The organism is Bordetella tumulicola (assembly GCF_054779135.1).
In genome coordinates this window covers 118,939-144,139 of the sequence record NZ_BAAGYU010000008.1, presented here as the reverse complement: position 1 = coordinate 144,139, position 25,201 = coordinate 118,939, and the positions used below count along the sequence as shown (strand labels likewise).

The window sequence follows — 25,201 nt, the reverse complement described above, 5'->3', positions numbered from 1 at the left end:
CACTATACCTGCTGGGAGGTGACTTGCGCGGCAGCGAGTTCTTGTGCCAGTTTCTCGACGAACATCCACTCGCGCACCTTACTGCCCGCCGCGGGGTAATCCCGCTGTTCGTCCAGCAATGTCGTGAGCGCCTGGTTCATCTGTTGGCGCGCCTGAGCCAACTCGGCTTCGAGGGCCGCGTACGCCTCGGGGTCATGGCGCGCGTCGTCCAGCATTTCGCGCCACTCCATTTGCTGCATCAAGAAAGCAGCGTCCATCGACGTGTTGCTTTCAGTTTGCAGATCGACCCCCGACTGCTCGCACAGATAGCGCGCGCGCAACAACGGATCGCGCAACTGGCGGTACGCCTCGTTGGCGCGTGCCGCCCATTGCATGGCCACCCGGCGTTCAGCGGCGCTGGCGGTTGCAAAGCGATCAGGATGCACCTGCGCGGCGACCGCGCGCCATGCGCGTTCGAGGGCCTGACTATCCATTGCAAACCGCGCTGGCAAACCAAACAGGCTGAAGTGATCGTCTGCCGCCAAGGGCTACACCGTGAACGACTCGCCGCAGCCGCAGGTCGCCTTTTCGTTGGGGTTGCTGAACTTGAAGCCCTCGTTGAGGCCTTCGCGCGCGTAGTCGAGCTCGGTGCCGTCCAGATACGACAAACTCTTGGGGTCGACGAACACCTTGACGCCAAAGCTCTCGAAGACCTGGTCCTCGGGTACGGGCTCGTCGACGTATTCGAGCTTGTAAGCCATGCCCGAACATCCCGTCGTGCGCACACCCAGACGCAAACCGACACCTTTGCCACGCTTTTGCAGGTAGCGCCCGATATGCGAGGCCGCCTGTTGGGTCAACGTCACCGACATATATCAGCTCGCCGTCGCAACCGCCGCGTCCGCGTCAACCGGCGCAGCAGCAACGTGTTTGTCTTTGTAGTCCTTGACCGCGGCCTTGATCGCGTCTTCGGCCAAGATCGAACAGTGGATCTTCACCGGCGGTAACGCCAGCTCTTCAGCGATGTGGGTATTACGGATATTGAGGGCTTCGTCCAACGTCTTGCCCTTGACCCATTCGGTCACGAGCGAGCTGGATGCGATGGCCGAACCACAGCCATAGGTCTTGAAGCGCGCGTCTTCGATCACGCCCGATTCGCTGACCTTGATCTGCAATTTCATCACGTCGCCACAGGCCGGCGCGCCGACCATGCCGGTGCCGATCGACTCGTCACCTTTTTCGAACGAGCCCACGTTGCGAGGATTTTCGTAGTGATCCAGAACTTTGTTGCTGTATGCCATGATGTTTCTCCAGTGTCAGACGCGTGGCGGCTTGGTTAGTGAGCAGCCCACTGCACGCTATTCAGGTCGATGCCTTCTTGGGCCATTTCCCACAGAGGCGACATGTCGCGCAATTTGCCTACGCGGCTCTTGATGAGATCAATCGTGAAATCGACTTCTTGTTCGGTGGTAAAGCGTCCCAACGTAAAACGAATCGAGCTGTGCGCCAACTCGTCATTACGGCCCAGGGCGCGCAACACATACGACGGCTCCAGGCTGGCAGAGGTACAGGCCGAGCCACTGGAAACGGCGAGCTCTTTGATCGCCATGATCAGCGACTCGCCTTCGACGTAGTTGAAACTGACGTTCAGATTGTGCGGCACGCGCTGATCGATATCGCCATTCAGGTAGGTCTCTTCGATTTGCGAGAGGCCCGCCCACAGGCGATCACGCAGCATGCGGATCCGCTCGTTTTCGGTGCCCATTTCTTCGCGCGCCAAGCGGAAAGCCTCGCCCATGCCGACGATCTGGTGCGTAGCCAGCGTACCCGAACGGAAACCCCGCTCGTGACCACCGCCATGCATCTGCGCCTCGATGCGCACACGCGGCTTGCGGCGCACATACAGCGCACCGATGCCCTTGGGACCATAGGTCTTGTGCGCAGAGAACGACATCAAATCGACTTTGAGCTTTTGCAGATCGATCTCGACCTTGCCGGTGGCTTGCGCCGCATCCACGTGAAAAATGATGCCTTTTTCACGGCAGATCTCGCCCAGAGCCTCAATGTCCTGGATCACGCCGATTTCGTTGTTGACCATCATCACCGAGACCAGAATGGTGTCGGGACGCAACGCGGCCTTGAATACGTCGAGGTCCAGCAAGCCGTCGTCGCGGACATCCAGGTAGGTCACCTCGAAGCCCTGACGCTCTAGCTCGCGACCGGTATCCAGTACGGCTTTGTGTTCAGTCTTGAGTGTAATGACGTGCTTGCCGCGCTCGGCGTAGAAATTCGCCGCGCCCTTGATGGCCAAGTTGTCGGACTCGGTCGCGCCGGAGGTCCAGATGATCTCGCGAGGATCCGCATTCACCAGCTTGGCGACCTCGTTGCGGGCGTTTTCCACGGCCTCTTCGGCATCCCAGCCGAATGCATGGCTACGCGAAGCCGGGTTACCGAAATTGTCGTACAGCCACGGCACCATTTTGTCGACCACACGAGGGTCAACGGGGGTGGTGGCAGAATAATCGAGATAGATGGGACGAGTGGTCATGAAATGCTGCTCCTGCTTATACGGTAGCGTCGACGGCAACGGCGGGTACGGGAACGGAGGCTTCGCCAACTGTTCCACGATCCATCCGTACGGCGGTACAGCCCTGCGCCGCCTTGGTGGCCTCCTGCAACTGGCGCAGTCGTTGCTGATCGACCAAGTCTTGCAGGGACACGGAATCCAGGTAGTCGACCATTTTGCGGTTTAGCGTGGTCCAGAGTTCGTGCGTCATGCACTGGCCGCCGGACTTGCCGTCGCGGCCGCTGGTGCAATCGTGCTTGCCACCGCAATTGGTGGCGTCCAGGGGCTCGTCTACCGCGAAAATGATATCGGCAACGGTGATGTTGCGCGCCAACCGGGCCAGCGAATAACCGCCGCCGGGGCCACGCACACTATCGACCAGCTCATGCCGGCGCAGTTTGCCGAAGAGCTGTTCAAGATAAGAAAGCGAAATATTCTGGCGTTGACTGATTGCCGCGAGCGTTACCGGACCGCTGTGCTGCCGCATGGCCAGGTCGATCATCGCGGTAACCGCGAAACGTCCTTTTGTAGTGAGCCGCATGGTGGATTCCTGTGCAAACGTGCTGGCGCCCATCATCGGGCAACCAATACCTGAGTAATTGGGTCAAGTATAGCAAATTCCCGACTAATTTGCTAAGTCATCCTGGAATATCGATATACCCATCTACCCAGAAACCCCGGCCGACCCGACTAACGAATGGCCCGACTCACGCCCCATCCCACGCCGACCCTGCGCTCTCGCGGCAGTTTGGCTCCAAAGTGGATGCCATAAAAAACCGCGCTATAGCGCGGTTTTCTGCACTGGCCTCGGCCAGCGATAAGCCAATCTATCAGGCTGCCTGGTATTGGGTGGCCCGCTTGCGGACCAACTCCAGCACGCCTTGACAGGCGTCTTCGAGGTAATCAAGTACCTTGCCGAAGCCATCAAGGCCACCATAGTACGGATCAGGTACAGTGGCTTCCTCGAACTCGTTAGCGAAACGCATCAACAACATCAGCTTGTGCTGATAAATTTTGGGGCATTGCTGTTGCAGCGCGGAGAGATTGTCCCAGTCCATGGCCAGGATGAGATCAAAATCCCGGAAGTCGTCCGCCGTCACCTGGCGGGCCTCGCAGTGATTGATCTCATAGCCACGCTTGCGAGCAGCGGCCTGGGCACGGGCGTCTGGCGCCTCGCCAATGTGATAGGCATGCGTACCCGCGGAATCTACACCCACGACGTCGCCCAAACCGGCGTCGCTCACCAAATGGCGAAACACGCCCTCTGCGCTGGGGGAGCGGCAGATGTTACCCATGCAAACGAAAAGTACCTTGGTCATCATGGGTGTAAGTCTGAGGGAAAACCCGGAATATAGCAAGTTTTTTTTGCAATTGCGTAACGGACAGGCAAGCTGTAAAAAATAGGTATTTATTATTAATAATCAATAATATAAGAGATTAATTTAAAGTATTACATTGATTTTTTGCGGCGTTCCAGACGACAAATCCATTTGGCTGTCCCCGCACTGCAACAGTGCCATCATTGCCTACCTGTGTTTTCTTACTTGCAACAAAACACACCGGCTCAGACATTGCCACCCAACAGCACTTGTTGCTTGAGCGCGTTGAGCGCGTCTCGCGCCGCGGCAGCCTGCTCGAACTCCAGATTGCGGGCGTGATCGGTCATGAGCTTTTCAAGGCGGCGTATCTCGCGGGCGACCGCTTTTTCATCACCCAAGAGATGCGGATCGATCGCTGCTTCGAGTGTATCGTGCCGCACCGGCGCCACAATACCGTCGATCAGTTCGCGCACCGCCTTGTTGACGCCGCGCGCCGTAATGCCATTATCAATATTGAATTGCAGCTGCTTGGTACGCCGCCGTTCAGTTTCGTCCATGGCACGCCGCATCGACGCCGTGATGCGATCCGCATACAAGATCGCATGTCCGTTCAAGTTGCGCGCCGCCCGCCCAATGGTCTGTATCAGGCTGCGCTCGGATCGCAGAAAACCCTCTTTGTCCGCATCCAGGATAGCCACCAGCGAGACCTCTGGGATATCCAGGCCTTCTCGCAGCAAGTTAATGCCCACCAGCACATCAAAAACGCCCAGGCGCAGATCGCGGATGATCTCCACCCGCTCGACCGTATCGATATCGGAGTGCAAATATCGCACCCGTACGCCGTGCTCGGACAAATAATCGGTCAGGTCCTCGGACATACGTTTGGTCAACGTGGTGACCAGCACCCGCTCCTGGACGGCCACGCGAAGCTTGATTTCCCCCAGCAGATCGTCAACCTGTGTGATCGCGGGCCGCACCTCGACCTCCGGGTCCACCAGGCCAGTCGGCCTCACCACCTGCTCGACGACGTTATCCGCGTGCTCTTGTTCGTAGGCGGCCGGCGTGGCCGAGACGAACACACATTGACGCATGCGCTCCTCGAATTCCTCTAGCTTGAGTGGCCGGTTATCCAGCGCCGAAGGCAAACGAAAACCGTACTGAACCAGCGTTTCTTTACGAGCCCGGTCGCCGCGGTACATGCCACCCAACTGCCCGATGGTGACGTGGCTTTCGTCAATAAACATGAGTGCGTCGGGCGGCAGGTAATCGATCAGGGTTGGCGGCGGTTCGCCGGCCGCCGCGCCTGACAAATGGCGGGAATAGTTTTCGATACCCTTGCAAAATCCGAGCTCTTGCAACATCTCCAGATCGAAGCGCGTTCGTTGCTCAAGCCGCTGCGTTTCAACCAGCCTGCCTTCCGTGGTCAAGAACTTCAGACGCTCGCGCAGTTCTTCTTTGATGGTCTCGATAGCGCGAAGCACGGTGTCGCGCGGCGTCACATAGTGAGACCCCGGATACACCGTGAAACGCGGCACCTTTTGGCGTACGCGGCCCGTCAGGGGATCAAACAGTTCCAGTGTTTCGACTTCGTCGTCGAACAGGGACAGGCGCAGGGCAAGCTCCGGGCTTTCCGCCGGGAAGATATCGACCGTCTCGCCGCGCACCCGAAACGTGCCACGCGTGAAGTCCGCGTCGTTGCGCGTGTATTGCATGGCCACCAGTCGCGCCAGTATTTCGCGCCGCGAAATGCGATCGCCGGCACGCAGAACCAGCACCATGGCATGGTAGTCGCCAGGATTGCCAATACCGTAGATGCACGACACGGTGCCCACGATAATAGTGTCGCGGCGCTCCAGCAGGCTCTTGGTCGCCGACAATCGCATCTGCTCGATATGTTCGTTGATCGACGAGTCTTTTTCGATAAACAGGTCGCGGGTCGGGACGTAGGCTTCGGGCTGGTAGTAATCGTAGTACGACACAAAGTACTCGACCGCGTTCTTGGGAAAGAACTCACGCATCTCGGCATATAACTGTGCGGCCAGCGTCTTGTTGGGCGCCAACACCAGGGCGGGTCGACCTAGTTCGGCAATGATATTAGCCATGGTGTAGGTCTTGCCAGACCCAGTGACCCCCAGCAATGTCTGGCACATCAGGCCATCCCGAATGCCCTCGCGCAGGCCCGCGATCGCGGCAGGTTGGTCGCCTGCGGGCGGGTACGGCTGGTACAAGTGAAAGGGGCTGTCGGGGAAATCGACGAATCCAGGGGCTGTCATGCTAGACTGTTTCAGGGTAAACCCCCCATTATCCACAGCAGTGCCTTCTGAGTCTATCTACCGTTAGCGAATCCTCATGAGCTCTCTTTTCGATTCCGTCGAACTTGCGCCGCGCGACCCCATCCTGGGGCTGAACGAACAATACAACGCCGATACCCGTCCCGGTAAAGTCAATCTGGGCGTGGGCGTGTATTACGATGACGACGGTCGCATCCCCCTGCTGGCCGCAGTACGCCAGGCCGAAATGGCGCGCATCGAAGCCGCCGCCGCTCGCGGCTACCTGCCCATCGAGGGCATCGCCGGCTACAACAAGGGCGCCCAAGCGCTGCTGCTGGGTGCTGACTCAACGCTGGCCGCGCAAGGCCGCGTGCTGACCGCCCAGGCCCTGGGCGGTACCGGCGCGCTGAAAATCGGCGCCGATTTTCTGCACCAGCTACTGCCCCAATCCAAGGTGCTGATCAGCAACCCTAGCTGGGAAAACCATCGTGCGTTGTTCGAGCGTGCCGGTTTCCCGGTCGACACCTACGCCTATTACGACGCCGCCACACACGGCCTGGACTTCCAGGGCATGCTGGCCTCGTTGCAGGCCGCGCCTGAACAAACCATCGTGGTGCTGCACGCGTGCTGCCACAACCCCACCGGCGTGGATCCTACTGCCGAGCAATGGGAACAAATCGCCCAGGTGGTCAAGACCCGCAACCTGGTGCCTTTCCTGGACATCGCTTACCAAGGCTTTGGCGCCGGCTTGCAAGAAGACGCCTCCGTGGTGCGTCTGTTTGCCGATCTGGGCCTGACCATGCTGATCAGTTCGTCGTTCTCCAAGTCGTTCTCGCTCTATGGCGAACGCGTCGGCGCCTTGACTGTCGTGGCAGGCAGCCAAGACGAATCCAAGCGCGTCCTGAGCCAACTCAAGCGCGTGATCCGCACTAACTACTCCAACCCGCCCACGCACGGTGGCACGGTGGTGTCTTCAGTGCTCAACACGCCCGAACTCTACACCCTGTGGGAACAAGAGCTGGCCGGAATGCGTGACCGCATTCGCCTGATGCGCCAACAACTGGTCGAAAAGATCAAGGCCGCGGGCGCTACGCAGGACTTTAGCTTTGTGCTGCAACAGCGTGGCATGTTCTCGTACTCGGGTCTGACCTCGGCCCAGGTCGATGTGCTGCGCGAGGAACACGGCATCTACGCCGTATCCAGCGGCCGTATCTGCGTGGCGGCTCTCAACAGCCACAACATCGAGATCGTGGCCAAAGCGATCGCCGCCGTCATCAAGTAAGCAAGACCTGAAGACAAGGCAATAAAACGCGCACGGTTCGCGCGAAATCAGGGGCCCCGACGCCAGGACGGGCCCCTTTTTTCGTTCGGACCCTGCGTTGTTCTGTCTGGTGTTGTGCTGCCTGGTGTTGCCCACGCTCCATCCCGCCAGGCTTTGTTTTGTCAAAGCCACTGCCGTATTTACGCTGGACAGGTTTGTCATAACCCGACTTGCTTTTTTTTGCAGGGTCGTCCAGAATTGATGCTGTATATTCATACAGTCAAAAGCGGATTATTGCCATGGCTAGCAAACTCACCGAACGCCAACAGGAAATTTTGAACCTCATCCGGCAAACGGTGGCACGTACCGGTTTTCCCCCTACCCGCGCAGAAATTGCCCGGGCATTGGGCTTTCGTTCCCCCAATGCCGCCGAGGATCACCTCAAAGCCCTGGCCCGCAAAGGGGCGATCGAATTGACAGCTGGCGCATCCCGCGGCATTCGTCTGGTCGAAAGCGCCGATACGGCCGCGACGACCTCCCTGGCTTCCCGGGACAACGCCAGTTCGTCCTCGATAGCGAGTTTTGCGGATGCCATGGGCCGGCTTTTGCTTCCCCTGGTAGGCCGTGTCGCCGCTGGCAGCCCTATTCTGGCAGCGGAGCACGTTGAACGCGAGGTCGGCGTCGATCCCGGCCTGTTCGCCCAAACGCCCGATTATTTGCTCAAAGTCCGCGGCATGAGCATGCGTGATGCCGGCATCCTCGAGGGCGATCTACTTGCCGTCAAACGCGCCAGCGAAGCCCGCAATGGCCAGATCGTTGTGGCCCGCCTGGGTGACGACGTCACCGTCAAACGGCTGCAGCATCGCAAGGGCCATATCGAGCTGCTGCCCGAAAATCCGGATTTCTCTCCCATCCTGGTCGATGGTACCCAAGAGTTCGCGCTGGAAGGTATTGCGGTGGGCCTGATTCGCACGCAGGCGCTGCATTAAGGAAAAAAGACCAAGGGTCTGAGCTGACGCAGTCAGCTCACCCTTCCCCTAATGGAGCCTTACTGGCCTAAAAAAATGGCGCCCCGATGAAACCATCGAGGCGCTATTTTTGTTGCCGCGCCCCGAAGGGCACAGCATGGTCATGCTGACTTAGTGCTTGAACATCGGATCACCCGGCACAGCCGACTCGGCTGGCTTGGCGACCAGAGGTTCTTTGGGGGTCTCGTCGTCGGCCAGCGGCTCGGGATAGCGTTCCAGAGCGAGCTCAAGAACTCTGTCAATCCACCGTACCGGCACGATCTCGAGGTGGTTTTTGACGCTATCCGGGATTTCTGCCAGATCTTTGACGTTTTCCTCGGGGATCAGCACCATCTTGATGCCGCCACGATGCGCCGCCAGCAGTTTTTCCTTGAGGCCACCAATCGGCAGTACCTCGCCGCGCAGGGTGATTTCCCCTGTCATTGCGACATCGGCACGTACGGGAATGCGCGACAAAGCCGAGACCATGGCGGTCGTGATGGCGATACCTGCAGACGGACCGTCCTTGGGTGTGGCGCCTTCGGGGACGTGAACGTGCATGTCGTGCTTTTCGAACACGCTGTCCGTGAAACCCAGACGGCGTGCACGGGAACGCACCACGGTGCGAGCCGCTTCGACTGACTCTTTCATCACATCGCCCAGCGAACCGGTACGCTGGATAACGCCCTTGCCGGGCATGTCGGCGACTTCGATCGTGAGCAGATCACCCCCGACTTCGGTCCAGGCCAAGCCCGTCACTTGACCGACCTGGTTGTCCTTTTCGGCCATGCCGAAGCTGTAGCGCCGCACACCCAGGTATTTGCTGAGGTTCTCGGCATCGACCTTGACGGGCTCAGTTTGCGGTACAACGGCTTTGCCATCCGCCTTGGCCTTATCGGCCTGCGCCAACATTTCTTTCACGACCTTGCGGCAGATCTTGCCGGCTTCGCGTTCCAGCGCACGCACGCCGGCCTCGCGGGTGTAGTAACGCACGATATCGCGCAGGGCCGAATCATCGACCACGAGCTCGGTTTCTTTGACGCCATTGTTTTTCATCAGCTTGGGCAGCAGATGGTCGCGAGCGATATGGATTTTTTCGTCTTCGGTGTAACCCGACAGGCGAATGACTTCCATACGATCCAGCAACGCCGGCGGAATGTTTAGCGTGTTGCTGGTGGCCACAAACATGACGTCCGACAAATCAAAGTCGACTTCGATGTAGTGATCCTGGAACGTGTGGTTTTGTTCGGGATCAAGAACCTCGAGCAACGCCGATGCCGGATCACCACGGAAGTCCATGCCCAGCTTGTCGATTTCATCAAGCAGGAACAAGGGGTTGCGCACGCCCACCTTGCTCATGTTTTGCACGATCTTGCCTGGCATGGAACCAATGTAGGTGCGGCGATGGCCACGGATTTCGGCTTCGTCGCGCACGCCGCCCAGCGCCATACGCACGAACTTGCGGTTCGTGGCACGCGCGATGGACTGGCCGAGCGAGGTCTTGCCGACACCCGGAGGGCCAACCAGGCAAAGAATCGGCGCCTTGACCTTGTCGACACGCTGCTGCACCGCGAGATACTCGACGATGCGTTCTTTGACTTTTTCCAGCCCGTAATGATCGTTGTCCAGCACAGACTCGGCATTACCGATGGAGTTGTTGATCTTGCTCTTTCTCTTCCAGGGGAGGTTGATGAGCGTATCGATGTAGTTGCGCACCACCGTGGCTTCGGCGGACATCGGCGACATGAGCTTGAGCTTTTTGAGCTCGGCATCGGCCTTCTTGCGCGCATCCTTGGGCATGTGCGCAGCGATGATTTTCTTTTCGAGCTCTTCGATATCCGCGCCTTCTTCGCCCTCGCCCAGCTCTTTCTGGATGGCCTTTACCTGTTCGTTCAGATAATAGTCGCGCTGGCTTTTCTCCATCTGCTTTTTGACGCGGCCACGGATACGCTTTTCGACCTGGAGAATGTCGATCTCGGTTTCCAGTTGCGTCAGCAGGCCTTCGAGGCGCTGAGAGGTACCCAACACCTCCAGCATCGTCTGCTTTTGCTCGAGCTTGAGCGGCAAATGCGCAGCGATGGTATCGGCCAATCGGCCAGCATCATCAATACCGCCCAGCGAGGTCAGAATCTCGGGCGGGATTTTCTTGTTGAGTTTGACGTACTGCTCGAACTGGGCCACGATCGCGCGGCGCAGGGCTTCGGTTTCAGAGCTTTGGGCGGCATCGAGTTCGACCGGGGTGACCTGGCACACGAAGTGTGTTTCAGCGTCATCGATGGAGTCTATGCGCGCGCGTTGCGTGCCCTCGACCAACACCTTCACGGTGCCGTCAGGCAGCTTCAACATTTGCAAAATACTGGCCACGCAGCCGATTTCGTAGACGTCTTCGGGCGTAGGGTCGTCTTTGCCGGCGGATTTTTGTGCCACCAACATGATGCTTTTGCCCGACTCCATGGCGACTTCGAGTGCCTTGATTGAGCGAGGGCGGCCCACAAATAGCGGAATAACCATATGCGGGAACACCACCACGTCACGCAACGGCAGCAGCGGCAGATCGATGGGTTCGGACGGCAGGGTCTGACTGGCAGACATAGAGGATTCCTTCATTTGACTCGGCGTAGTAAAGACGGGACATCAGGCAAGCCCGACAATCCACATTCGTTACGTTTGATATGGGAACAATAGCCGAAAATTCAAGTGGCCGTCGTCCGTGCAATCCCCAAAATGCAAAAAAACCCGTTACGAAACGGGTCTTTTTGCAGTTTTTTTGCGTTATTTAACGAAATCGTCAAGCAGCGGCGCCTCGTACTCGGGGTTGTTGGGCAGGCTTTTCGGAGGAGGAAGCGTCGTCAGCATAGATCAGCAAAGGCTTGCCATCGCCGTCGATGCCATTCTCGTCCAGCACGACGCGGCTGACATTACCCTGCGAGGGCAAGTCGTACATCGTGTCCAGCAGTGCACCTTCAATGATAGAGCGCAGGCCCCGGGCACCCGTCTTGCGCTTGAGTGCCTTGCGAGCGATGGCTTTGAGCGCGCCCGAACGCACGTCGAGCTCGGCCCCTTCCATGGCAAACAGCTTTTGGAACTGTTTGATCAAGGAATTCTTGGGCTCGGTCAGGATTTGAACCAACGCAGCTTCGTCTAGCTCGTCCAGCGTGGCGACCACAGGCAGACGGCCGACCAGCTCGGGGATAAGACCGAATTTGATCAGGTCTTCGGGCTCGACTTCGCTGAACAATTCGCCCACGCCGCGCTCGGACTTGGCCCGCACCGATGCCGAAAAGCCGATGCCGGATTTCTCGGTACGGTCGCGAATGACCTTTTCCAGACCGTCAAATGCCCCACCCACGATAAACAGGATGTTGGTGGTGTCGACCTGGACGAAATCCTGGTTGGGATGCTTGCGGCCACCCTGCGGCGGCACGGATGCGACCGTGCCTTCGATGAGCTTGAGCAGCGCCTGCTGCACGCCCTCGCCCGAAACATCACGGGTGATGGAGGGGTTGTCGGACTTGCGCGAGATCTTGTCGATTTCGTCGATATAGATGATGGCGCGCTGAGCCTTGTCGACCTCGTAGTTGCAGTTCTGCAGCAGTTTCTGGATGATATTTTCGACGTCTTCGCCCACATAACCGGCTTCGGTCAGGGTGGTGGCGTCGGCCATCACAAACGGCACATTGAGCATGCGCGCCAGAGTCTGGGCCAACAGCGTCTTGCCCGAACCCGTAGGCCCGATAAGCATGATGTTGCTCTTGGAGAGCTCTACCTCGTCACCTTTGATTTCGCCATGGCGAATGCGCTTGTAATGGTTGTAGACAGCCACCGCCAACATGCGTTTGGGCGAGGTCTGGCCAATGACGTATTGGTCCAGGAATGTCTTGATTTCTGCCGGCGTGGGTAGCTCGGACTTGATAGCCGCGCGCGCGGTCGCCTGCGCTTCTTCGCGGATGATGTCATTGCAGAGGTCGATGCACTCGTCGCAAATGAACACCGATGGCCCCGCGATAAGCTTGCGGACTTCGTGCTGGCTCTTGTTGCAGAATGAACAATGCAGCACTTTGGCGTCGGCCGATCCCTTTTTGTCAGGCATATGTGTTTCGTATCTCTGGTGAGAATGCGCCTGCCACGAGGGGCCTGGCGCATTCAACGCTTACTTGGACGTGACGGCACCGCATCAGGCCCCGGGTGCTTCGTGAGCCTAGCCCTCGGAGCGGGATGCGAGAACCTTGTCCACCAAACCATACGATACCGCATCTTCGGCCGACATGAAGTTGTCACGTTCGGTATCGATCTCGATGCGTTCGACGGGTTGACCGGTATTTTCGGCCAAAATGCGGTTCAGGCGCTCGCGCAGATCAAGGATTTCGCGGGCCTGGATCTGAATATCCGAAGCCTGACCTTGAGCACCGCCCGACGGCTGATGAATCATGATACGCGAGTTGGGCAAGCTGAAGCGCTTGCCTTTCTTGCCTGCAGACAACAGGAAAGCGCCCATGCTGGCAGCCAGACCCGTGCACAAGGTAGAGACATCAGGTTTGACGAACTGCATGGTGTCGAAAATGGCCATCCCGGCGTACACAGACCCGCCAGGCGAGTTGATGTACAGCGAGATGTCCTTATCGGGGTTTTCCGACTCCAGGAACAGCAACTGCGCCACAATCAGGTTGGCCGTATTGTCATTGACTGGGCCCACCAGGAAGATCAGGCGCTCGCGCAGCAAGCGCGAATAGATGTCATAGGCACGCTCACCGCGCCCAGACTGCTCGATGACCATGGGGATATAACCCAGGCCAGTGGGCGTGACCGAAGCCCCGCCGTTCATTGCTGCATAGAAATCGGTAAACCGCTGCATACGTTACGCCATCCCCATCAACTGATCGAAAGGTACTTGCTCTTCGGTGACTTTGGCTTGATCGAGTACGTGCTGCACGACGTTGTCTTCGAGCACGATGGCTTCGATTTCAGCGCGACGCTGACGGTCAGTCAGGTAGTAGCTGATCACCTGAGCAGGTTGCTCGTAGTTTTGTGCAAACTCTTCGATGCGGGCACGCACCTGTTCGGGCTTGGCTTGCAATTGGGCTTGCTTGACCAGTTCGGAAACCAGCAGGCCCAGACGCACGCGACGCTCGGATTCGGTAGAGAAGGTTTCGGCCGGGATAGGCACGGAGTCCGCATTGGGAATGCCACGCTGTTTGAGCTCTTCGCGGGCAGCCTGGACGCGACTTTCGACGTCACTGTCGACCAGGGCCTTGGGCACGTCAAACTGACCGGCTTCGACCAGGGCGTCCATGACGCTGGCTTTGGTGCGGCCTTGCGAACGGGCTTTGACTTCGCGCTCGATATTGGTGCGGATGTCGGCCTTGAGCTTTTCCACGTCGCCTTCGGCCTGACCCAGCGCCTTGGCGAACTCAGTGTCGACTTCGGGCAACACGCCTTCGGCGACTTCTTTGACGGTGATGGTGAACTCGGCCGTTTTACCAGCGACTTCTTTGCCTTGGTAGTCTTCGGGAAAGCTGAGCGGGAACACTTTGGTTTCGCCAGCCTTCAAGCCTTTGGCTGCGGCTTCGAACTCGGGCAGCATGCGGCCCTGGCCCAACACAAAGGGAAAGTCTTCGGCTTTGCCGCCATCGAAAGGCACACCATCGATCGTGCCTACAAAATCCAGCGTGACGCGGTCGCCGTCTTCGGCAGCACGGTCTTCGCGGGCTTCGTAATTGGCACGCTGCTTGCGCAGCACATCAAGGGTTTGCTGGACTTCGGCGTCAGAGACGGCAGTGCCGTAACGGGTCACTGCCAACGTCGCGAGGTCGGGCGCGGAGACTTCGGGATAAACCTCGAAGGTAGCCGTGAAAGCCAGCGTATCGTCAGCAACGCCTTCGGTCTTGGGTTCAAGCGTGGGCGCACCAGCCACACGGAGCTTGGCACCGTCGATAGCTTGTTCGAAAGCGCGGCCGACCTGGCCATTGATCACGTCGTAGCGGATGCCGGGGCCATGGCTACGCTCAAGCATCGCGAGCGGCGCCTTGCCAGGACGGAATCCAGGAACTTTGGCCGAACGGGCGACGCGTTTCAATTGCGCCTGGACTTCCTTTTCGACGTCGGCCACAGAAACCGACAGGTCTACGCGGCGTTCCAGGCCAGAGAGGGTTTCAACCACAGGCTGCATCAAAATTTATCCGAGAAATGAGTGAACGAACAGGGAAACCGGGCATTTTACCGGAAAGTTAAAAGCCACTGGAAAAACAGGCTGGCGCGCCGGGAAATCCTCGTCCGGGCCAGCATGCCGGCACCCCAAAAAACCCCACGCTGCGCCTTCGGCTTGCTGTCCACCTCGCGGCGGGCAGGCCACTCGGATTCGCCAAGGGCGCTTTTTGCCTTGAGGCCGCGCGGCGGTAAAAATACGTGCGCTGTGTCCCCTTGGGGCAGACAGCAAAACGCTCCCGATGACAACAAGCCAATCGGGAGCGCGACAGGCCTAAGCCCGTGTCAGGTCGGTCAGGCCGCGACGGTGATGTTCTTGGCGCTAGGACCCTTAGGGCCCTGGCCGACTTCGAACGTCACACGCTGATTTTCCTGCAGGGATTTGTAACCATCGCTGCGGATTTCCGAGTAATGCGCGAAAAGATCTTTGCTGCCGTCATCGGGCGTGATGAAACCGTAGCCCTTTTCCGAGTTAAACCACTTAACGATACCTGTTGCCATGAGTGTGTCCTTCACCTTCTAGTAGCGATAATTCGCGGGAGCGCCAGATGATCAAGGAGAGGCAACTACTGGGTACCATGACGGCGACAGGAATAACAACCGCGTCGCTTGAAAATCTCGCGCGTCCAGTGTAGAGGCCTGTTTGCAGTACGTCAAACTTTGCAAATCGACACATCAAGATAAATGCATCATTTTCAGAGTAGCGACGCATCATTTTGAAACAATCCTGACGTAAAAAAAGCCCCGAAAGGGGCTTTTTCGTCGAGCTCTGTTTTATTTACAGAACTTCGATTTTCGTCGCTTGAGGACCCTTGGGACCATTAGCCGTCACGAAACTGACGCGTTGGTTCTCTTCCAGCGACTTGAAGCCGTTAGCCTGGATTTCAGAGAAGTGCGCGAACAGATCTTTGCCACCCGCTTCGGGGGTGATAAAGCCGTAGCCTTTTTCCGAGTTGAACCACTTAACAACGCCGGTTTCCATACTGTATTTCCTAAAGATAATTTGAGCAAAAACGCCCGGGGGTCACGAATCAGTCAAGAAGGGGACAGTAGAACAATAACGCCGGCCGAAAAGGCTCTGCACTGAACGAAAATCACAACGCTTGAGATCGTGTGCCGTCACTATCGTCAGGTTCCCCGAACAAGTCAACAAAATCCTAAAGAATGCGTACCAATATTGCAACAAAGCGCAACGTCTGCGCGGCAAATCGGGAACTATTTTCAGTAGAAACTGTCGCTCGCCTTATTCCTATGATCAGAGCACGACTATCAAGGCACTATGGGTAGCCCAAGCAGGTCAAGCGCCGCGTTATAGGCATCCTCGTCGGCGCACAGAAACACAGCAACATCGCCAGGATTGAGGTTTTCGAGCACTTGGTCGATGTGCTCTTGTGCGGTGTCTATCTCGTCGACGGCAGCGACATGAATTTCCGCGCCGGCATCCACTTTTTCTGTGGGCACGATATCGGCGATGGCTTCGAGATCAACGATGCCCGTGACCACATAAGCGTCGATACGCTCCCCATCCAGCGTGGTTTGCAGGGCGACGCCGCCGGGAACGTCGGCGACCTTGATACTGGTGATATCCATAATGCGTGCTCCTTTTGGTGCTTTTGGTGCGCGGGACGGGACTATAACAGCCCTACGAAGACCGTACTGCCATCACACGGCTGATGTATGGTTCTATTTGAAACCAACCCGATAGAGGACCTGACCATGCAACGCGATTTTGATCTCGTGGTAACCATTCTGGGCGAATTACGCGACGCGGATACCGCCGCGCTATCTCAGGATGAAATCGAAGCCGCCGTCCAGGCGAGCGCACCGGAGACATCCTCCGCGTCGTTAATCGCGCATCATCTGGATATTTTGGCCGATGCAGGCCTGATCACATCGGTCCCCTCTCTGGACAGCAACGATACGGATGCGTATTGGCGGCTGACCTGGAAGGGGCACGACGCGCTGGAGCAAGAAGAGGAAGACGCGGATGAGGACGAAGACGACGAGGATGAAGACGATTAACTGAAGACGATTAACGTCGTCGACCGGTTCACCTCGTCACGACGTTTGCTTGCTTGACCCGGAACGGGCCTGCCGCTCGCGCAAGACGCGGCGGGCCACGAGCGTGGCGGCCGTACCGATCACCATCGAAAACATGAATGCGGCGATGCCCAACAGGGCCACCATGTCGCCTGCCCCCACCTGCGTCGCACAATAGGCCACCACAGCCAGCACCACCACCGACTGCACCGCGACCCCGATCAGGCTATGAACTGCGCGGGCACAGCGCCCCAGCAGTGCGCCACCCACCAGGGCGGCGAACACCACAATAGCCATACCCCAAAAAATGGATTCGTAAACTTGCAATGGGTTCGCGTATCTAATGAACTCGATGGCGGCCAGAATAGCATGTGACGACAGGCTGCAGCCGCGCGCTTGCTAGAATCGCGCTCCCGTTGTTTTCTTACGTATTCCTGAACAAACATGATTCCCTCCGCTCAGCCTCCCCGTCCATTGCGTCCTCTGTCCGCGCTCATTTTTAGCTCTCGCTGGCTACAACTCCCCCTCTATCTCGGCCTGATCCTCGCTCAGGGCGTCTATGTCGTGCTGTTTCTCAAGGAACTCTGGCACCTGATCTCGCACGCTTCCAGCTTTGGCGAACTGGAAATCATGCTGATCGTGTTGGGCCTCATCGACGTCGTCATGATTTCCAATCTACTCGTCATGGTGATCGTGGGCGGATACGAGACCTTTGTCTCGCGCCTGAACCTGGAGAATCATCCCGACAGCCCGGAATGGCTCAGCCACGTCAATGCCAGCGTACTCAAGGTCAAATTGGCCATGGCGATCATCGGAATTTCATCGATTCACCTGCTCCGTACGTTTATCGAGGCAGGCGACATCGGCGCCCCCAATGCGCGCGTCACGGAAACCGGGGTCATGTGGCAGACCATCATCCACGTCACGTTCATTTTGTCGGCAATGGGCATCGCCTATGTAGACAAATTGCTAGCGGGCACGGTCAAGGCACACTGAGCGCTGCAACCGTTGCTGATAAATGCTTTTCCTCGCTTATGGGGAAGCGGCCGGGGAAGAGTCGAAAAGAAAATCCCCCAAACACGTAATGTCAGGGGGATATGCAGATAACGTAGCGATTGGACGGGAAAGGCTATTCGCACCTACTCGCCACGAAGCGTCTGGCCGCTTGCGCTGGCCAGACGGGGCGCGTGACTTGTTGAGCCTGCTCGCCGTTGTAGCGTACCTCTATTTTTTCTGCTGCAAGCTCTGTTTCAGGCCGGTTTGCTCGGCCGCGATGCGCGAGGCGTTCAGCTTGGCCGCAATCACTTCCTTAAATTCGCTGGGTGAATTCCCGGTGGGTATGAATCCCATCGATTCGAATTTCGAGCCCAGTGCCGGGTCTTGTAACACCTCTTGCACGGCTGCGTTGATTTCGGTCTTCAGTTGCTCGGGCATTCCTTTGGGACCGACCACCCCGTAAAAGAAGGTGCTTTCTAGGCCGGGAATGCTTTCGGACAGCGTCGGCACGTCGGGTAGCCCCGGCCAACGCTTGGCCGAGCCCACCGCCAGAATCCGAACGCCGTGACTCTTGATAAACGGCAGCGCTGCGCCCAGTGGCAGTACCAGGGCATCACTGTGACCCGCCACCACGTCCGTCAGAGCGGGGCCGGTGCTCGCGTAGCCAATGATGGCGTTCTTGATACCGGCCGCAGCCTCGATACGCAGGCTGTCCAAGTGCATGCCACCGCCGGCGACGACGGCAAAGTTCACTTTACCGGGATTCTGTTTCGCGTATGTCACGAACTCGCTGAAGCTTTTGACAGGCAGCGACGGGTTCACCACCAGCACCGTGCCGCCTGCAGCAAGCTGGCTGATATGGTCAAAATCCTTCACCAGGTCGTAATCCAGGTCATCGCGCACAGCCGCGTTGCCTACGTCTGAATCCGTCCAGATGCCCAACGTATAGCCGTCGGGTGCAGCAGCCTTCAGGTCACGGATGCCGATCACGCCGGTTCCGCCCGGCCGGTTTCTGACAATGACTTGTTGACCCCATTTGCGAGACAGCACATCCGCTACGCTGCGTGCCACGATATCGGTACCGCCACCCGGCGCGTATCCCACAATAAAGGTAACGGGGCGCGCGGGAAACTGACTGGCATGTGCGCCTGGCGCGAACGTCAGCAAAACCGACCATATACCCACAGACAAGCTGGCTAGCAATTTCATTTCGGTTCCCTCCTCAGGGTAGCTACCGGCTGTGCGTCCGCCTTATGCCTTGCGGTAAGAACGAGCCCGTGGAACGACTATACAAAAGAACACATAAAATGCAAAGAAAATAATTGTCTTCTATAGAAGACTATATTTATTGAAAATAGCAAATAGCAGTCTGTCCAGATGCAGCCCGGTACAGCGGAATCAAAGCTTGCTTCGGAGAGACGCGTCGTCGCTAGCCACGGGGTAGCGACACAATCTATGGCCGTTCTTTTTGTCTTCTATAGACGACAATAGATATCCATTGCAAACAATGGATGTGTCAATTACCATGATTGCCGTAGACCCGTCCCGGGCTCAGGCACGGCGGCCGCCTCGCTCGTACTGCATCCGACGTTGCAGCCGAGCCGAGGTGCCACCAACAGGAGAAGAGATGTCCGAAGTCACCCCAAGCAACTCAGATGGGCAGGCCGCGCGTGAACAAGTCGACGTTCTGGTCGTCGGTGCAGGATTTGGCGGCCTTTACGCCATGTACCGGATGCGGGCGCTGGGCCTGCGTGTCAGATGCATTGAGGCGGCCGACGGCGTGGGCGGCACATGGTTCTGGAATCGCTATCCCGGCGCACGCTGCGATGTCGAAAGCCTGGATTATTCCTATTCGTTCTCGAACGAACTGCAGCAGGAATGGCGCTGGTCGCACCGTTACGCCGAGCAGCCTGAGATCCTGGCGTACCTGAACCACGTCGCCGACCGATTCGAGCTGCGGCCCCATATCCGTTTCGAAACACGGGTGACTGCCATGCAGTACGACGCTGAACGCGCCACATGGGTCGCGTACACAAACCACGGCCCCCGGGTCGAAGCCCGCTTCGCCATCATGGCAAGCGGTAATCTGTCAGCGCCGCGCATTCCTGATTTCCCCGGCATCGAACGCTTCAATGGGGAATGGCATCATTCGGCCCGCTGGCCGAAGGATGGCGTGGACTTCAGCGGTAAGCGCGTGGCCTTGATCGGTACCGGCGCGACGGGTGTACAGATGCTGCCCAAGATTGCCGCCCAGGCCAGCATGGTCACGGTCTTCCAGCGCACCGCGAATTTCAGTGTTCCAGCGCGCAATTACCCCATGCCCGAAGACGAAGAGCGTGAACAAAAGGCGCATTATCCCGCGCTGCGCAAGGCCGCGCGTCTGCAAAATTCCGGTATGTCGCGCGTGCCAATTCCCACCCGGTCGGCGCTCGAGCTTTCGGACGATGAAAGGCTACGGGTCTACGAAGCGCTGTGGCAAAAAGGTGGCAGCGCCCGCATGATGGGCGCCTTTACCGACCTTATGCGCAATGCGGCGGCAAACGAGACACTCGCCTCGTTCGTGCGCGAGAAAATCCGCTCTATCGTGAAAGACCCGGCCAAGCGTGAGATTCTCACTCCGTGTGACCACCCCATTGGATCACGACGGCTTTGTGTCGATACCGACTACTACGAGACCTTCAACCGCGATAACGTGGCATTGGTCGACGCCCGCCGCACACCTATACAAGAAATCACCGAGCGCGGGGTACGCACTACAGATGCCGAGTACGAGGTTGACGCCATCGCCTTCGCCACCGGTTTCGACGCCATGACGGGTGCGCTGAATGAAGTGTCGATTACTGGACGCGACGGCATCCGCCTGCGCGACAAGTGGGCGGCTGGGCCGGCCACCTACCTGGGCCTGATGGTGCACGGCTTTCCGAATCTGTTCATTGTCACCGGCCCCGGCAGCCCATCGGTCAAGGCAAACATGGTTACCGCCATCGAGCAGCACCTGGAATGGATCTCGGACTGCCTGACCTATCTTGATGAACACAACCTCGCCACCATCGAGCCCACCGCCGATGCCGAGGACCGATGGGTGGAGCACGTCAACGAGGTCGCCAACGGTACGCTATTCCCCAAGGCGACCAATTCCTGGTATGTGGGCGCCAATATTCCCGGCAAGCCGCGCGTCTTCATGCCTTATGTCGCGGGTCTGCCTGCGTATATCAAGATCTGCGACGAGGTGGCCGCGGATGGCTACCGCGGCTTCGAGTTGCAGAAGGCCCTGTGCCTCGTCACCGGACACTCCTGAAGGAAAATCATGAGTACCCAAAGCGTGTTTGTAGTAGGAGGCGCGTCCGGGATCGGCCTGGAAGCGGCACGATATTTCGTTGATCAAGGTGTGGCCACCACCATCGTCGATGTCGACGACGCCAAGTTGCGGCAAGCCGAACGCGCTCTGGCCCGACCTGGAGCCCGCCTGTTGGCGCTGGCGGCAGACGTCCGAGACCGTGCCAGCGTGGATCAGGCGTTCGCCACGGGAGCAGCCCGCCACGGGGATATCGACGCGTTGATATATACCGCGGGCGTGCTGCTTCCGGCCACGTTGGCCGACATGACCGAGTCCGATTACGATCTGACTTTCGATGTGAACACCAAGGGCTTCTGGCGATGCGTACAGGCCGCGATGCCACGCTTTGCCGGGCAGGGCGGATCGATCGTGGCGGTGTCTTCGTCGTCGGGACAACGTCCGAAGGCCGGCAACGGCGCCTATGCGGCATCCAAGGTGGCACTACAGTTCCTGGTCCGCGCGTTGGCTCTGGAAACTGCCCCTCGCCAAATCCGGGTCAATTGCGTATGTCCCAGCATGCTCAAGACACCATTGACCGACAAGCTGCTGGCCGATCCCACCCGAGGCAGCTTCCCGTTGTCCGCGACCACGCCGCTGGGTCGGCTCTGCACCGAAGCCGATGTGGTGCAAGCCATTGCGTTCTTGTGTACGCCCCAGGCAGCGTTCATTACGGGCACGGCGATCGCAGTGGACGGTGGCGCCACAGCGGGCGTGCCCTTGAAACCTTGATGTCGGCCCGGTCATCCACACCGCCCTAGCCGCAGAACATAGGCGGTAGACAGGCAAGACGATATGTCTGTCTAAGGTATTATTGATTTCAACTAGAACACAGCAGTTCTCTCACGGAAACAACAATATCCTTGGCTATCGCTGTGACCAGCAGCAACCGGCCGTCATTGGGGACCTTTCATTTTGACTACTGAGCACAAGGCTGAGCCGCAATCGAACAAGCCTAATAGACCTGCAAAGACCCGACGCGGAGACACGACCGAAAAAGTCGTAGGCAAACCGGTAGGCGCCATCATCTCCGGACTGGCCGTGCTGCGCGCCCTGCATCGAGCACAGCGCCCCCAACGAGCCAGCGAAATCGCCCGGGAAACCGGCCAGCATCGCGGAACGGCGTTCAATATTCTTCGAACGCTGCAGCGCGAAGGCATGGTGGCATACAACGAACGCGACCAGACCTACAGCATAGGAATCATGATGCTTGAACTGGCCCACGGCGTGCTGCGCACCAGCGGACTGCTCGATGTCATCAGGCCCGAAATGTTCTCGCTGGCTGAACGCGTGGGCGTAACGGTTGCATTGGCGAAAGTCGAAAAAAGCTACGACCTCGTCTTGCTCGATTTCGTAGGTGGCGGTTTTCGTGTCGACAGCTATTTCAGCGTCGGCCGCCGATCACCCCGATTTTCCGGCGCATCGGGATTGGTCATGGCGGCGTTCTCCGGGGCGTCCCCAGAATTCATCGAAGCAGAATTCGACCAGACGGAATGGTTCAGGCGCCCTACGTTCGAAGAGTATGTCGAACGTCTGCACGCCACGCGCGAACGCGGGTTCGCACTGGATCAGGGCAACAGGCGTAGTGGGCTGACGCAGATTGCGGTGCCGATCTTCTCGCAGGAAGGGCCGTTGGCGCTGGTGCTGACCGCGGCGAATTTCAGCTACACGATGAATGATCAGAAAATTGCCGAAGTCGCGGAAGCGATGTTGGCGTTTGCCGACCGCATGTCGCCCGAGCTTGGCCGCCTTCGGCTCGATTAGCTCATCGGCTTGAGCCGCTGCAATCACCAGACTGGGCCGGCCGCCGAGATGCCGGCGTAGCGCAGACCCGCTTCGAGGCAGGCCCCAGACGATTACCAGCGTTCAGCGGGCTCAGGCAACGCCAATGCCTGGCGCAGCGCCGCGCACATCTGGTGGAACTCAGTATCGACCGCCGCGCTTAGCCGGCGCGCCCGCAAAAAGCCGTGGATCATGCCGGTGCCGACGCTCACCTGTACCGGGTTGCCCGCGGCGCGGAGTTTTTCGGCGTAGCGCTTGCCATCATCAAGCAAGGGGTCTTGATCGGCCAGCAGTAGATAAGCTGGCGGCAGACCCGTGTGGCTCTCGGCGCGCATGGGCAGTGCATAGCCATCGTGCCGGGTATCCGCCGACGGCAAAAACGCTTCCAGCGCGACCCTCATGGCGTCGCGCGTCAGGAAGGCGTCTTCGGTGTTGTGTAGATAACTCGGGGTATCGAAATCGGCATCCAGCGTCGGATAAATCAGCGCTTGCATGCGTAAGTGCGGGCCGCCACGATCGCGCGCCAACAGCGTGCAGGCAGCCGCCAGATTACCGCCGGCGCTGTCGCCCGCCACGGCGATACGAGTGGGGTCGATGCCCAGCAGATCGGCTTCGCGCGCAGCCCAGCACAGGGCTTCGTATGCGTCATCGGTCGGTGCAGGATAAGGGTTCTCGGGTGCCCGCCGGTAATGCACGCTGAGCACTAGGGCACCCGTGTTGCAGGCCAGGCTGGCGGTGATGAAATCATGGCCTTGCGGGCTGCCCGCCATGAAGCTGCCGCCATGCAGGTACACGATGGCCGGCAACGGCCCCTGCGCGCGCGGGCGGTAGACCCGCACAAGCAGCTCGCGCCCGGTCAACACGATATACGTGTCATTGACCTCCAGCCAGGCCGGATAAGGTTCGTTGATCAGTGCCGCGGTACGGTCTGCGCGCGCGCGTCGCTGCGTCAGTGTCAAGGCCCCCAGGTCGGCCATGTCTCCCAGCGCATTGCGCGTACGATCGACGTACGCTTGAATACCCGGATCGTAAGCCATCGTTGGACCACCCGCCTGAACGATTAGAGAGAGGAAGCCTACTATTAGTCAGCACAAGGCTAACCGGGTAATACATAATCTTGGTGCGAAGGGGGGGACTCGAACCCCCACACCTGTTACGGCGTCAGGACCTAAACCTGGTGCGTCTACCAATTTCGCCACCTTCGCGGTACCAAGCCCGCTATTGTAGCTTGCTTGCTAAAATCCTGCTTATGAATCCACGACTCGATACCCTGCATCCCTATCCCTTCGAAAAATTGCGTGCTTTGCTGAACGAGGCAGGGGCGCCACCCGAAGGGCTTGCGCCGATCAATTTGTCGATTGGCGAGCCCAAGCATGCGGCGCCGGCCCGTGTTGGCGAAGCGCTCTGCAATAGCTTGCAAGGACTATCGGTCTACCCAGCGACCAAGGGTGACGCCGTCTTGCGGCAAACGATCGCGCAATGGCTGGCGCACCGCTATAGCATCCCGGCCCCGGACGCCGACCGCGAGGTCTTGCCTGTGCTGGGCTCGCGCGAAGCGTTGTTTGCCTTTACGCAAACCGTCGTCGATCCGGCTGCCAATGCCCTGGTGGTCTGCCCGAACCCGTTTTATCAGATCTACGAGGGGGCGGCGCTGCTGGCCGGCGGGACGCCCTATTACGTGAATGCCGACCCGGCGCGTGATTTTGGCTGCGACTGGGATAGCGTGCCGGCCGATGTCTGGAAGCGAACGCAGATGGTGTTCGTGTGTTCGCCTGGTAATCCGGCCGGCAACGTCATGTCGCTCGACGAATGGCGCGTGCTGTTCGACCTTTCGGATCGCTATGGCTTTGTCATCGCTTCGGATGAGTGCTATTCCGAGATTTATTTTGACGAAGGCAATCCACCTCTGGGCGGACTGCAGGCGGCCCGGCGCCTGGGCCGCGACGACTATGCCAATCTGGTCGCCTTTTCCAGTCTGTCCAAGCGTTCGAACGTCCCAGGTATGCGCTCGGGATTTGTGGCGGGCGATGCCAAGCTGATCGGCCGCTTCTTGCTGTACCGCACTTATCATGGCAGTGCGATGAGTCCGGTGATTGCGGCGGCCAGTGTGGCCGCCTGGACCGACGAAGCCCACGTTGCCGACAACCGTCATCAATATCGAGCCAAATTCGAAGCCGTAGTGCCTATTTTGCAGCGCGTGCTGGATGTGCGCATGCCGCAAGCGTCCTTTTATCTGTGGGTGCCGACACCCGGATCGGACGTCAGTTTTGCGCGAAACCTGTATGGTCGCACCGGTGTTACCGTACTGCCCGGCAGTTTTCTGGGCCGCGAAGCGCACGGTATCAATCCCGGCGCGGGTCGCATACGTATCGCCCTCGTTGCGCCGCTGGCACAATGCGTCGAAGCTGCAGAGCGTATCGCCCATTTTGTCCAAACTTCTGCTTGA

Annotated in this window: 25 protein-coding genes and 1 tRNA gene; 8 read left to right on the top strand and 18 right to left on the bottom strand. The window is 58.6% G+C overall.

Annotation, left to right across the window (positions count from 1 at the left end; translation table 11 throughout):
* Positions 1-2: 2 nt before the first annotated feature.
* The 7 genes from hscB to uvrB form a co-directional block, all read right to left on the bottom strand.
* Complete coding sequence (hscB, locus tag ACYVDM_RS15920; RefSeq protein WP_415792361.1) at positions 3-524, bottom strand: Fe-S protein assembly co-chaperone HscB; 522 nt, start codon at positions 522-524, stop codon at positions 3-5.
* 3 nt (positions 525-527) lie between these two features.
* Complete coding sequence (gene iscA, locus ACYVDM_RS15915) at positions 528-851, bottom strand: iron-sulfur cluster assembly protein IscA (RefSeq protein WP_415792362.1); 324 nt, start codon at positions 849-851, stop codon at positions 528-530.
* A 3-nt stretch (positions 852-854) separates the two neighbouring features.
* A complete protein-coding gene (gene iscU / locus ACYVDM_RS15910; RefSeq protein WP_415792363.1) occupies positions 855-1,280 on the bottom strand; it encodes a Fe-S cluster assembly scaffold IscU in 426 nt (141 codons plus the stop codon).
* A gap of 35 nt (positions 1,281-1,315) precedes the next feature.
* A complete protein-coding gene (locus ACYVDM_RS15905) occupies positions 1,316-2,527 on the bottom strand; it encodes an IscS subfamily cysteine desulfurase (RefSeq protein WP_415792364.1) in 1,212 nt (403 codons plus the stop codon).
* Between the two features lie 16 nt (positions 2,528-2,543).
* On the bottom strand, positions 2,544-3,086 hold the full coding sequence (iscR, locus tag ACYVDM_RS15900; RefSeq protein WP_415792365.1) for a Fe-S cluster assembly transcriptional regulator IscR: 543 nt from the start codon (positions 3,084-3,086) through the stop codon (positions 2,544-2,546).
* 289 nt (positions 3,087-3,375) lie between these two features.
* Positions 3,376-3,867: a low molecular weight protein-tyrosine-phosphatase gene (locus ACYVDM_RS15895; RefSeq protein ID WP_415792366.1), complete on the bottom strand. Its 492-nt coding sequence runs from the start codon at positions 3,865-3,867 to the stop codon at positions 3,376-3,378.
* Between the two features lie 242 nt (positions 3,868-4,109).
* Complete coding sequence (gene uvrB / locus ACYVDM_RS15890; protein ID WP_415792367.1) at positions 4,110-6,137, bottom strand: excinuclease ABC subunit UvrB; 2,028 nt, start codon at positions 6,135-6,137, stop codon at positions 4,110-4,112.
* A gap of 76 nt (positions 6,138-6,213) precedes the next feature.
* Here uvrB and ACYVDM_RS15885 point away from each other — a divergent pair, with 76 nt between their 5' ends.
* Positions 6,214-7,416: an amino acid aminotransferase gene (locus tag ACYVDM_RS15885; protein ID WP_415792368.1), complete on the top strand. Its 1,203-nt coding sequence runs from the start codon at positions 6,214-6,216 to the stop codon at positions 7,414-7,416.
* Between the two features lie 278 nt (positions 7,417-7,694).
* Positions 7,695-8,384, top strand: coding sequence for a transcriptional repressor LexA (gene lexA, locus ACYVDM_RS15880; protein WP_415792369.1), 690 nt, complete (start codon positions 7,695-7,697; stop codon positions 8,382-8,384).
* A 150-nt stretch (positions 8,385-8,534) separates the two neighbouring features.
* Here the strand turns inward: lexA and lon are convergent, their stop codons facing one another.
* The 7 genes from lon to ACYVDM_RS15845 all read right to left on the bottom strand — a co-directional run bounded on the left by lon (position 8,535) and on the right by ACYVDM_RS15845 (position 16,193).
* Positions 8,535-10,994, bottom strand: a complete 2,460-nt coding sequence (lon, locus tag ACYVDM_RS15875) for an endopeptidase La (protein ID WP_415792370.1) — start codon at positions 10,992-10,994, stop codon at positions 8,535-8,537.
* A 196-nt stretch (positions 10,995-11,190) separates the two neighbouring features.
* Complete coding sequence (clpX, locus tag ACYVDM_RS15870; RefSeq protein WP_415792371.1) at positions 11,191-12,492, bottom strand: ATP-dependent Clp protease ATP-binding subunit ClpX; 1,302 nt, start codon at positions 12,490-12,492, stop codon at positions 11,191-11,193.
* A gap of 108 nt (positions 12,493-12,600) precedes the next feature.
* On the bottom strand, positions 12,601-13,254 hold the full coding sequence (gene clpP, locus ACYVDM_RS15865) for an ATP-dependent Clp endopeptidase proteolytic subunit ClpP (protein ID WP_415792372.1): 654 nt from the start codon (positions 13,252-13,254) through the stop codon (positions 12,601-12,603).
* Between the two features lie 3 nt (positions 13,255-13,257).
* The gene (tig, locus tag ACYVDM_RS15860; RefSeq protein WP_415792373.1) at positions 13,258-14,568 is read right to left on the bottom strand and encodes a trigger factor; all 1,311 of its coding nucleotides are present in this window, start codon (positions 14,566-14,568) and stop codon (positions 13,258-13,260) included.
* A gap of 329 nt (positions 14,569-14,897) precedes the next feature.
* Positions 14,898-15,104 carry a cold-shock protein gene (locus tag ACYVDM_RS15855; protein WP_415792374.1) on the bottom strand — a complete coding sequence of 69 codons (207 nt, stop codon included), beginning with the start codon at positions 15,102-15,104 and terminating at the stop codon, positions 14,898-14,900.
* A 277-nt stretch (positions 15,105-15,381) separates the two neighbouring features.
* Positions 15,382-15,585, bottom strand: coding sequence for a cold-shock protein (locus tag ACYVDM_RS15850; RefSeq protein ID WP_415792375.1), 204 nt, complete (start codon positions 15,583-15,585; stop codon positions 15,382-15,384).
* A gap of 287 nt (positions 15,586-15,872) precedes the next feature.
* The gene (locus ACYVDM_RS15845; RefSeq protein WP_415792376.1) at positions 15,873-16,193 is read right to left on the bottom strand and encodes a hypothetical protein; all 321 of its coding nucleotides are present in this window, start codon (positions 16,191-16,193) and stop codon (positions 15,873-15,875) included.
* A 126-nt stretch (positions 16,194-16,319) separates the two neighbouring features.
* Between ACYVDM_RS15845 and ACYVDM_RS15840 the strand changes: the two genes are divergently transcribed.
* Positions 16,320-16,625, top strand: coding sequence for a DUF2513 domain-containing protein (locus tag ACYVDM_RS15840; protein ID WP_415792377.1), 306 nt, complete (start codon positions 16,320-16,322; stop codon positions 16,623-16,625).
* Positions 16,626-16,661: 36 nt separating this feature from the next.
* Here ACYVDM_RS15840 and ACYVDM_RS15835 read toward each other — a convergent pair whose 3' ends face one another.
* Positions 16,662-16,940 (bottom strand): hypothetical protein, encoded by a 279-nt coding sequence (locus tag ACYVDM_RS15835; protein WP_415792378.1) that lies wholly within the window; start codon positions 16,938-16,940, stop codon positions 16,662-16,664.
* A 147-nt stretch (positions 16,941-17,087) separates the two neighbouring features.
* On the opposite strand from ACYVDM_RS15835, the gene ACYVDM_RS15830 reads away from it, so the two are divergent.
* Positions 17,088-17,639, top strand: coding sequence for a TIGR00645 family protein (locus ACYVDM_RS15830; protein ID WP_415792379.1), 552 nt, complete (start codon positions 17,088-17,090; stop codon positions 17,637-17,639).
* 228 nt (positions 17,640-17,867) lie between these two features.
* Here ACYVDM_RS15830 and ACYVDM_RS15825 read toward each other — a convergent pair whose 3' ends face one another.
* A complete protein-coding gene (locus ACYVDM_RS15825; RefSeq protein ID WP_415792380.1) occupies positions 17,868-18,848 on the bottom strand; it encodes a Bug family tripartite tricarboxylate transporter substrate binding protein in 981 nt (326 codons plus the stop codon).
* A gap of 418 nt (positions 18,849-19,266) precedes the next feature.
* Here ACYVDM_RS15825 and ACYVDM_RS15820 point away from each other — a divergent pair, with 418 nt between their 5' ends.
* The 3 genes from ACYVDM_RS15820 (at position 19,267) to ACYVDM_RS15810 (ending at position 22,737) form a co-directional block, all read left to right on the top strand.
* Positions 19,267-20,937, top strand: a complete 1,671-nt coding sequence (locus ACYVDM_RS15820) for a flavin-containing monooxygenase (protein ID WP_415792381.1) — start codon at positions 19,267-19,269, stop codon at positions 20,935-20,937.
* A gap of 9 nt (positions 20,938-20,946) precedes the next feature.
* Positions 20,947-21,705 carry an SDR family NAD(P)-dependent oxidoreductase gene (locus ACYVDM_RS15815; RefSeq protein WP_415792382.1) on the top strand — a complete coding sequence of 253 codons (759 nt, stop codon included), beginning with the start codon at positions 20,947-20,949 and terminating at the stop codon, positions 21,703-21,705.
* A 183-nt stretch (positions 21,706-21,888) separates the two neighbouring features.
* Positions 21,889-22,737 (top strand): IclR family transcriptional regulator, encoded by an 849-nt coding sequence (locus ACYVDM_RS15810; RefSeq protein WP_415792383.1) that lies wholly within the window; start codon positions 21,889-21,891, stop codon positions 22,735-22,737.
* Between the two features lie 92 nt (positions 22,738-22,829).
* Here the strand turns inward: ACYVDM_RS15810 and ACYVDM_RS15805 are convergent, their stop codons facing one another.
* Together ACYVDM_RS15805 and ACYVDM_RS15800 are read right to left on the bottom strand one after the other, a co-directional pair.
* Complete coding sequence (locus ACYVDM_RS15805) at positions 22,830-23,792, bottom strand: alpha/beta hydrolase (RefSeq protein ID WP_415792384.1); 963 nt, start codon at positions 23,790-23,792, stop codon at positions 22,830-22,832.
* Positions 23,793-23,873: 81 nt separating this feature from the next.
* A tRNA-Leu gene (locus ACYVDM_RS15800) sits at positions 23,874-23,960 on the bottom strand.
* A 44-nt stretch (positions 23,961-24,004) separates the two neighbouring features.
* Between ACYVDM_RS15800 and dapC the strand changes: the two genes are divergently transcribed.
* Entirely contained in the window at positions 24,005-25,201 is a 1,197-nt protein-coding gene (dapC, locus tag ACYVDM_RS15795; protein ID WP_460475422.1) for a pyridoxal phosphate-dependent aminotransferase, read from the top strand.